General features: G+C 40.7%; 8 protein-coding genes. All 8 read left to right on the forward strand.

Annotation, left to right across the window (positions count from 1 at the left end; all coding sequences use genetic code 11):
• Window positions 1–28: 28 nt before the first annotated feature.
• The 8 genes from VKY50_RS09825 (at window position 29) to VKY50_RS09860 (ending at window position 9,423) form a co-directional block, all read left to right on the forward strand.
• Entirely contained in the window at window positions 29–1,300 is a 1,272-nt protein-coding gene (locus VKY50_RS09825; protein ID WP_324301346.1) for an adenylosuccinate synthase, read from the forward strand.
• 218 nt (window positions 1,301–1,518) lie between these two features.
• On the forward strand, window positions 1,519–2,100 hold the full coding sequence (locus tag VKY50_RS09830) for a uracil-DNA glycosylase family protein (RefSeq protein WP_324301348.1): 582 nt from the start codon (window positions 1,519–1,521) through the stop codon (window positions 2,098–2,100).
• Between the two features lie 103 nt (window positions 2,101–2,203).
• Window positions 2,204–3,949, forward strand: coding sequence for an OstA-like protein (locus VKY50_RS09835; protein ID WP_324301350.1), 1,746 nt, complete (start codon window positions 2,204–2,206; stop codon window positions 3,947–3,949).
• Window positions 3,950–3,959: 10 nt separating this feature from the next.
• Window positions 3,960–5,153 carry an aspartate aminotransferase family protein gene (locus VKY50_RS09840; protein WP_324301352.1) on the forward strand — a complete coding sequence of 398 codons (1,194 nt, stop codon included), beginning with the start codon at window positions 3,960–3,962 and terminating at the stop codon, window positions 5,151–5,153.
• Between the two features lie 86 nt (window positions 5,154–5,239).
• Window positions 5,240–6,640 (forward strand): tetratricopeptide repeat protein, encoded by a 1,401-nt coding sequence (locus VKY50_RS09845; RefSeq protein ID WP_324301354.1) that lies wholly within the window; start codon window positions 5,240–5,242, stop codon window positions 6,638–6,640.
• A gap of 37 nt (window positions 6,641–6,677) precedes the next feature.
• Window positions 6,678–7,595: a DUF368 domain-containing protein gene (locus tag VKY50_RS09850; protein ID WP_324301356.1), complete on the forward strand. Its 918-nt coding sequence runs from the start codon at window positions 6,678–6,680 to the stop codon at window positions 7,593–7,595.
• A 69-nt stretch (window positions 7,596–7,664) separates the two neighbouring features.
• On the forward strand, window positions 7,665–8,687 hold the full coding sequence (locus VKY50_RS09855; RefSeq protein WP_324301358.1) for a DUF368 domain-containing protein: 1,023 nt from the start codon (window positions 7,665–7,667) through the stop codon (window positions 8,685–8,687).
• A complete protein-coding gene (locus tag VKY50_RS09860) occupies window positions 8,680–9,423 on the forward strand; it encodes a shikimate dehydrogenase family protein (protein ID WP_324301360.1) in 744 nt (247 codons plus the stop codon). Before VKY50_RS09855 ends, VKY50_RS09860 begins: the two co-directional genes overlap by 8 nt.
• The last annotated feature ends 177 nt before the right edge of the window (window positions 9,424–9,600 follow it).

Consider the following 9,600-nt stretch of genomic DNA (forward strand, 5'->3'; position numbering starts at 1 on the left):
AAAAAATTAATCATTTTATTTACGGACAATGGCAGTAGATTTACTACTAGGACTACAATGGGGAGACGAAGGAAAAGGTAAAATCGTAGACGTTCTCACCAAAAACTACAATATTATTGCCCGTTTTCAAGGAGGGCCTAATGCTGGTCATACTTTAGAATTCGACGGCATCAAACACGTTTTAAGAACCATCCCTTCTGGAATTTTTCACCAGGACTCCATAAATGTTATCGGAAACGGAGTGGTAATTGATCCCGTTGTATTTGTCAAGGAACTTGAAGGTCTTCAACAATTCGATATTGATTATAGATCAAAACTTATTATCTCCAGAAAGGCACACCTAATTCTCCCTACGCATCGTCTATTGGATGCCGCCTCGGAAGCATCAAAAGGAAAAGCAAAGATTGGATCCACACTCAAAGGGATTGGGCCAACTTATATGGATAAAACAGGTAGAAATGGTCTTAGAATAGGGGATCTTGAACTAGAAGATTTTAAAGAACGCTATCGAGCACTAGCCGATAAACATCAGGCTATGATTGATTTCTACAATGTAGAAATTCAATACAACCTAGAGGAGTTAGAAGAAGAGTTTTTCCAGGCAGTGGAAGAGCTGAAAACCCTGCAATTTATCGACAGTGAAGAATATTTAAACCAAGCCTTAAAAAATAACAAGACGATCCTTGCAGAGGGCGCACAGGGATCCCTGTTGGATATCGATTTTGGAACCTATCCATTTGTGACCTCCTCAAACACTACGGCTGCGGGAGCTTGTACTGGACTCGGAGTAGCACCCAATAGAATTGGGGAAGTATTTGGTATTTTTAAAGCCTATACCACTAGAGTTGGTAGCGGTCCTTTCCCTACAGAATTATTTGATGAAGTAGGTCAAAAAATGGCTAAAATCGGAAACGAATTTGGCGCAGTAACGGGAAGGCCAAGACGTTGTGGATGGTTAGACCTGGTTGCCTTAAAATACGCTGTTCAAGTCAATGGAGTAACACAACTGATGATGATGAAGGCGGATGTACTTAGCGGTTTTGAAAACCTAAAGGTATGTACCGCATACAAATACAAGGGAGAAATTATTGAGCACTTGCCTTATACCATCGAACCAGAAAATCTAAGTCCTGTGTATACACAGATGAAAGGTTGGGCTAAAGACCTTACCAAACTTGACTCTGCAAAAGACTTTCCAAAAGAATTAAACGACTACATCGAGTTTTTAGAAAAAGAACTTGAGGTGCCTATTAAGATTGTTTCTGTTGGGCCGGATAGAACCCAAACCATTCATAGGTAGTTAAATACGATATATTTAGGTTATATATTTTACACAAATTTAAGCATAAGCCGATCCCTTGGATCGGCTTTGTTTTTTGACCCATATAGCAAGTTTAACAACATTTTAGCACCTCTTACCCCCACAAATTGTAAGTAATTCATGGGAATCAAGACCATTAGAACGATCAATGAATTGCTTTGTTTTAAAACTCAAAAAAGTAGAAAGAAAATAAGTGCATGCAAAAGCTACTATTGGACATTCGAAACTGCACCCATTGTGATAAGTTTCTACCCAATGTTCCAAATCCCGTTATTAGAGCCAGTACCAAATCCAAGATCGTGGTGATAGGACAAGCACCTGGTCGAAAGGTCCATCAAAGCGGCATTCCTTGGGACGATGCTAGTGGTGCCAATCTAAGAGCGTGGATGGGCGTGGATAACCAGACCTTCTACAATGAAGATTTATTTGCCCTTATGCCCATGGGATTTTGTTATCCAGGTACTGGAAAATCGGGTGATTTCCCCCCTCGAAAAGAATGTGCACCATTATGGCATAAGCGATTACTACAGGCAATGCCTGAGGCCAAACTGATTCTTTTAATTGGGCAATATGCCCAGGGGTATTATTTGAAAAATTTAGATCACAAGAATTTAACCCAGCGAGTAAAAGATTTCCATGAGTATTTACCAGATTATTTCCCGCTTCCGCACCCCTCCCCCAGAAATAATTTATGGCAAAAAAACAACCCGTGGTTTAAATCAGACTTGCTCCCGATCTTAAAAGCCGAAGTTCAACAAATCCTAGAGCAATCGAACTAGAAGTTGAAAAATTTAAAAAAAACACTGCATTTGCTTAAATTCGTTAAAACTTAACTTTAACTACTCCAAAAAGCATTATTTTTGGTGCAAAATTAGAATCACTTTGATTAAGACCATTTTACATATTTTCCTATTTGTTTTTTGTATCCCCTTAATTGCACAGACACCAAATACAGAGGGAAAAAAGAAAATTGAAATTGTATACGGAGGAGACATCAACCTAAATGAACAGCGCTATCCAGGAGCGACCATTTTTAATAAAGACGAAAAGCAACAAGTACAGTTTCGTCATGAAGGCGCCGATATGTGGTGCGATCTAGCCGTTTTATATAGGGCCGATAACAGGATCGAAGCCTATGGCAATGTCTATTTCCAACAAGGCGATTCCATTCGAATGAACAGCGCTTATGTGGAGTACAATGGAGAAACCAAAATTGCCATCGCTAAGGACAGTGTGATCCTTCGAAACAACAGTATGACACTGACCACCGATGAGCTTGAATTTAACAGGGAAACCCAACAGGCTTATTACGAAAATTTTGGAACCATAAAGGACAGCGCCAACACCCTTACTAGTATTAAAGGGCGCTATTATATGGATATTGACAAATACGAATTTAAAACCGATGTCAAGATCACCCATCCTGATTATACGGTGAATTCCGCCAGAATGGACTATTATACCATATCCAAAAACGCCTATATGTATGGCCCCAGTACCATCGTTGGTGAGGATTACAAAATGTATTTTGAACGCGGGTTTTACAACACGGTGGCCGAACAGGGCTATGGCCTAAAAAACACTAGGATCGATTATAGCGAGCGTATTATCTATGGCGATAGTTTATATTTTGACAAGACCACTGAATTTGCCTCCGCCACCAATAATATCAAGGTGATCGATACGGTCAACGATGGTGTATTAAGAGGGCACTACGCCGAGGTCTATAAGGCCAAAGATTCCGTGCTAGTGACCAAAAGAGCCTTAGCGATTACCCTTTATGAAAAGGATTCCATGTATATTCACGCCGATACCCTGATGGTAACCGGTAAGGAAAATGAACGTGTTATTAGAGCCTTTCGAGATGCGCGCTTTTTTAAAACTGATCTCAGTGGTAAATGCGATTCCATTCACACGGATGAGAAAACAGGTCTAATTCAGCTAATTTCTCCAATCCCGCCAGGAGCTCCCGAAAACAAGTTATCGGCTTATATGCCAGTGCTTTGGAGCGGAAACACTCAAATGACAGGAGACAGCATCCACATTGTATCCAATACCAAGACTGAAAAACTGGACTCCTTAAAGGTGTGGAATAATGCCTTTATTATTCAAAAAGATTCCTTGAGTGGGGTAAAATTTAAAGACAGCATAAAACAAGGGTACAACCAAATTAAAGGAAAAACACTCTACGGACTATTTGAAGAAAATGAACTTCGGGTGGTCAATATTATTAAAAATGCCGAATTGATTTATTACCTATGGAATGACGACGACGAATTTGTCGGTATTGACAAAAGAGTATGTGGACTCATACAGATGATCATGGAGCATAATGAAATTGATAATACCACTTCCTTTATCAACGTAGAAGGAAAGATCTATCCCGACTCAGAAATGCCTGTGAACGCACGAAAATTTAGGGGATTCTATTGGCGAGGCGATGAGATGATTCACGGGGTTGAAGACCTGTTCTCCCCAGAGGACAACCAAATTGAACTCCCCGTAATTCGAGGAGTCAATCATGAGATTGATCTAGAGAATCCAAACCTAGCCCCTGAGGAACAACAATTAAACATAGAAGAAGAGAACGAAAATGACGCTGCTCTCACAGCAGAGCAAGAACCATAAAGAAGCTAAAATGAAGGAGGATTTTTTGAAGTACCAAGCGCAGACAGGACCCAGTCCCCTAGCCTTGGAAGTATCACACGCAAAGGGATCCTATATTTACGACCACAATCAAAAAGCACATTTGGATTTTGTCGCAGGAGTCTCAGCAAATACCCTGGGGCATAGCCACCCAAGAATCGTTGAGGCTGTTCAACAACAGGCCGCATCCTATATGCACGTGATGGTATATGGGGAATACATCCAATCACCCGCTGTTGAACTCACCAAGTTACTAGCCGGGCAACTTCCAGAGCCCCTAGAGACCACCTATTTGGTAAATTCAGGAACAGAGGCCATGGAGGGTGCTATGAAACTTGCCAAACGCGCCACTGGACGAAGTGAGATCATCGCAGCCCAAGGAGCCTACCACGGAAACACCCAAGGCTCCCTAAGTTTAATGGATTATCCCGAACGCACCCAGGCTTTTAGACCGCTGCTTCCAGGGATTAAGCACATTGGATTCAATAATGAACAGGATCTTGAGAAAATTACCCAGGCGACCGCAGCGGTGGTTCTAGAGACCATTCAAGGAGGGGCCGGATTTATCCAACCCATAAACCATTACCTGAAAAAGGTAAAAAAACGCTGCGAGCAAGTAGGCGCCCTGTTAATCCTCGATGAAATTCAACCCGGTTTTGGACGCACTGGCAAGTTATTTGCCTTTATGCATTATGACATTGTTCCCGATATTCTGGTACTTGGAAAAGGCATGGCATCCGGAATGCCTATTGGCGCATTCACCGCTAGTTCTGACACGATGGCACTGCTTAAGCAACATCCAAAAATGGGACACATCACCACCTTTGGTGGCAATGCAGTCATTGCAGCTGCAGCACTTGCCACCCTTAAAGAGTTAACCGAATCCAACCTACAAAGGGAAACCTTACGGAAAGAACAACTCTTTAGGAGGCTTTTGGTACACCCTTTGATTAAGGAGATCAGAGGAAAAGGATTAATGCTGGCTCCTATTGTTGAAAGCGAAGAAATTGCCAATTATGTCATCCTAGAGGCGGCTAAAAGAGGATTGATTCTTTTCTGGTTGTTATTTGAAGGAAAAGCGATCCGCATCACTCCACCCCTGACCATTTCGGATCAGGAAATTAAACACGGATGTGCCATAATTATCGCAATTTTAGAGCAGTGGAGAAACCATAATGTTAACTAAATTGTTAATAACAATGCGGAAAAAAGACCAAAAAGTATCTTTAGAAATCCTAATTTTATTAACGTAGAATCTAAAAACGCATGCCTATGCCATTTAGTGCTCACGAAGATCATAACCTTCCATTACAGAAATTCGAGTCCATGTTGAAGACTAATGATGTGTATTTTTTCGACTCAGAAGATTTTCAGGAGATTATACACCATTATTTAGATATCGGAAAGGTATCTTTAGCAAAAAAAGCACTTCAAATAAGTTTAAAACAACATCCAGCCTCTACAGAACTAAAACTCCTCAAGGTAGAAATCCTCGTGTTTGAAAATCAATTCGACCAGGCGGAGAACCTCTTAGAGGAGCTACAATTCTTAGAGTCTAACAATGAAGAAATATACATTCAAAAAGCCAATATATATTCCAAACAAGACAATCACGCAAAGGCCATTGAACTATTAAGCCAAGCGCTTTCTATGACCGATGACAACTCGGATATCTATTCCTTACTCGGGATGGAATACCTGTTTGTGGATGATTACTTGTCGGCTAAAAATGCATTTATACAGTGTCTTTCAGAAGATTTTGAAGATTACACTGCGCTCTACAATGCCATCTATTGTTTCGACTACTTAGAGGACTTTGATGGCGCGATTGGGTTTTTAAACGACTATTTAGATAGAAACCCGTATTGCGAGGTGGCTTGGCATCAATTAGGCAAGCAGTTTGTCATGAAGGGAATGCACAAGGAAGCCCTCTCGTGTTTTGACTTTGCTATTTATTCAGACGATACTTTCGTGGGGGCCTATTTAGAAAAAGGCCGCACCCTGGAGCGTTTAAAACGTTACAATGAGGCCATTGAGCATTACGAGATCACTCTAGAACTTGAGGACCCTACCTCCTTTGCTTACCTTAGAATTGGGAAGTGTCATGAGAAATTAGGAAATGTAAAACTGGCCAAGAAATTTTATTACAAAACCGTACATGAGGATCCACTTTTAGACAAGGGGTGGATCGCCATCACGGATTTTTATTACAGACAAAAGGACTATGAGAAAGCCTTGTATTACATCAACAAGGCCATTAACATCGATAGTGAAAACGTCCTTTATTGGAAGCGATGTGCCAAAATAAATGCGCATATGATGCTGTACACCGAAGCAAGTTACGCCTATGAAAAAACCTTGGAATTAGGCAATTACGAGCTTCAAACGTACCTATCCTGGGCAGATTTGATGTTGGAACACTACGATTACGACATCGCTGTAGATTACCTCTTGCAAGCCTTAGAGTTTTACCCTGAGCAGGCGGATCTCGAATACCGAATTGCAGGAATGTATTATATGCTCCAAGAGCCTTCCAAAGGGGATCGTTACTTAAAAAAAGCACTCGAGCACAATTTCGAAGAAAAGGATATCATCGAAATATTATTCCCAGAGGTTTACAATCAAAATGCGGTAAAAAATATTATTCGTAGTTTTAAAAACCCCTCGATTTAAATTTACTATTTTTGTTCGCCTAAGAACATAAATAATAATGCAGAGATCATTCATTCACTACCTCGTTATTTGCCTTAAAGGCATAGCGATGGGAGCATCAGATGTGGTACCAGGGGTTTCAGGGGGGACCATTGCTTTTATTTCAGGGATTTACGAAGAGCTCATTACCTCCATAAACAACATCAACCTCCAAGCACTCACAATTTTAAGGAAAGAAGGAATTAAAAAAGCATGGCAACATGTCAATGGGAACTTTATGGCTGCCCTACTTCTGGGCATTGCTATCAGTATCTTATCCCTAGCAAAACTAGTACACTACCTCCTTAATGAATATCCTATTATGGTTTGGTCCTTTTTCTTTGGGCTCGTGGTTGCCAGTATCTTTTTTGTCGGAAAACAAATTAAAGTTTGGGACGTAAAGGCAATTGTAGGATTTGCCGGGGCCGCCATACTGGCCTATTATATCACCACACTACCAGCTATGAATCAACACGGAGGATACTTCTATATGTTTATCTCCGGGGCATTAGCGATTTGCGCGATGATCCTCCCTGGAATATCAGGGGCGTTCATATTAGTCCTCCTTGGATCCTACGGAACCATTCTAGGGGCATTAAGTGCTTTTGACTTTAAAACTATTGGGGTATTTATTCTTGGGATAATTGTAGGGATTTTGAGCTTTGCACGGCTGCTTAAATACCTCTTTACCCACTATGAGAATCTCACCCTAGCCATACTAACAGGTTTTATTCTGGGATCATTAAATAAGATATGGCCATGGAAACTCGTTACCGAAATTAAAAAGATCGGCGATAAGACGGTGGTGCTCGATCAAAGCACAAGCCCGTTTAATTACGATGGTGACCCACAAATAATATGGGCTATCGCCTTGGCATTTGTCGGATTTTTAACCATATTTTTACTAGAAAAAGTAGCCATTGTAAAGAACAAGTAAATTCATAGACCAATTCATTAATCATAAAAAAACACCAACAAGTATCCAGAGCAACCAAAGCAATATACCATGATACAACCCACTAGGACACTAACGGATAAATTCTTTTTATTTATAAAAGGATTAGCGATGGGTGCAGCAAATAAGGTGCCTGGCGTATCAGGTGGGGTGGTTGCATTTGTAGCTGGCTTTTATGAAGAGTTTATCTACTCCTTTCAAAAGTTCAATTTAAAGGCGGTTAAACTTTTATTAAATGGTCGCTTTAAAAGCTTTTACACCTATATAAATGGCCGATTCCTCACGCTACTTCTAGCAGGTATGGTGGTGAGCTTTTTCAGTGTTTCCAAAATACTGGATTATTTCATTCAACAAAAAGAGCTCTATGTATGGGCGGCTTTTTTTGGGATGATACTCGGTTCGATTTACTATATCGCCAAAGATTTTGATTATTGGCGCCGAGATACCATCCTCTTCTGCATTCTTGGAGTGATCGTCGGTGCCTCGTTAAGTTATTTGAATCCAGCCAAGGAAAACGACAACTTATTATTTGTTTTCTTCTGTGGTATTATTAGCGTATCAGGAATGACCTTACCTGGCCTCTCTGGCTCTTTTATCCTAATACTCATCGGAAATTACGTACTGCTTTTAGTGGATTCGGTAAACGCCCTCTACGACACCTTGGTCAATCTTATTCAATGGGATTTAGAGCCCATACAAAGCCCAGAACGCATCAGACTATTAAAGATCCTAACGGTCTTTACTCTTGGCTCTGTTGTGGGACTGGTAAGTCTTTCACACCTACTGAGTTATGTCTTAAAGAAATTTAAAAACAGTACCACATCCATTATTTTAGGGTTTATTATAGGATCCCTAGGAGTGGTGTGGCCCTGGAAACAAAACATCTATAAATACAGCCCAAATGGCGAAATCCTACTAGATTCATCAGGAGAAAAAGTCATAGCGAATTACCAGCGCTATATGCCAAGTTTTGATACCCTTGAGACCTGGATTGCCATTGGATTTGTTATTTTTGGAATTGCCATTGTTTTATGGCTTGAATGGTACGGACACAAAACAAGAACAAATGAGTAGAAAATTTGGACTCCTTGGAAGAAACATTTCCTATTCTTTTTCCAAGGGGTATTTCACAGAAAAGTTTAAAAGCCTTGGCCTTAAAGATCATAGTTATGTAAACTTTGATGTGCCTAAAATAGAAGACATCAAGGAAATTGTTAAAAACACCCATGACCTAGTTGGATTTAATATTACCATTCCATATAAAGAAGCCATCCTTCCGTATTTAAGCCAGGTAGATCCTAAAGCCAAAGCCATCGGCGCCATTAACGTGGTCAAGGTACAGGAAAATGGCCTTAAGGGCTATAATACCGATGTTATTGGTTTTGAGCGTTCCATCGCACCACACCTAAAAAGCAGGCACCAAAAGGCGCTCATTCTTGGTACTGGAGGCGCATCCAAAGCAGTAGAATTTGCGTTAAATTCATTGGGTTTAACTTGCCAAAAAGTCTCACGAACTGCCGCGGAAGATAAATGGAGCTACGAGCAGTTAAATAAAGAAGTCATAGCGCAGTATAAGGTAATTGTCAATTGTACCCCCCTTGGAACCTTTCCCAATGTAGAAGACAAGCCTGCGATCCCCTACCAATACATCACCGCAGATCACCTGGTATATGACCTTATTTACAATCCAGAAACAACCAGCTTTATGAAGCACGCCCAAGAGAAGGGCGCCACAGCGGTAAACGGTCATCAAATGCTTAAGCTTCAAGCCGAAGCAGCTTGGGAAATTTGGAATGTTGACACTCGGTAATATTAGGCGTTTCTATCATTTAAAGAAGCTTCTTTTAATCGAGTAGGAAGATAGGGATTATCTTATTAAGACTATTGTTCCCTATCTGTCCTCTCACACCACCGTACGTACGGTTCTCGTATACGGCGGTTTCTTAATTTATGTTTTCGACTTTAGAAAAGAGTCCAGTAAGAAGAC

The sequence above is a fragment of the Galbibacter sp. genome (genome assembly GCF_035306585.1).
Classification (GTDB): domain Bacteria; phylum Bacteroidota; class Bacteroidia; order Flavobacteriales; family Flavobacteriaceae; genus Galbibacter.

Coding starts and splice junctions, on each gene's coding strand:
- VKY50_RS09825 (WP_324301346.1), top strand. CDS start 29: ATGGCAGTAGATTTACTACTAGGACTACAATGGGGAGACGAAGGAAAA.
- VKY50_RS09830 (WP_324301348.1), top strand. CDS start 1,519: ATGCAAAAGCTACTATTGGACATTCGAAACTGCACCCATTGTGATAAG.
- VKY50_RS09840 (WP_324301352.1), top strand. CDS start 3,960: ATGAAGGAGGATTTTTTGAAGTACCAAGCGCAGACAGGACCCAGTCCC.
- VKY50_RS09845 (WP_324301354.1), top strand. CDS start 5,240: ATGCCATTTAGTGCTCACGAAGATCATAACCTTCCATTACAGAAATTC.
- VKY50_RS09850 (WP_324301356.1), top strand. CDS start 6,678: ATGCAGAGATCATTCATTCACTACCTCGTTATTTGCCTTAAAGGCATA.
- VKY50_RS09855 (WP_324301358.1), top strand. CDS start 7,665: ATGATACAACCCACTAGGACACTAACGGATAAATTCTTTTTATTTATA.
- VKY50_RS09860 (WP_324301360.1), top strand. CDS start 8,680: ATGAGTAGAAAATTTGGACTCCTTGGAAGAAACATTTCCTATTCTTTT.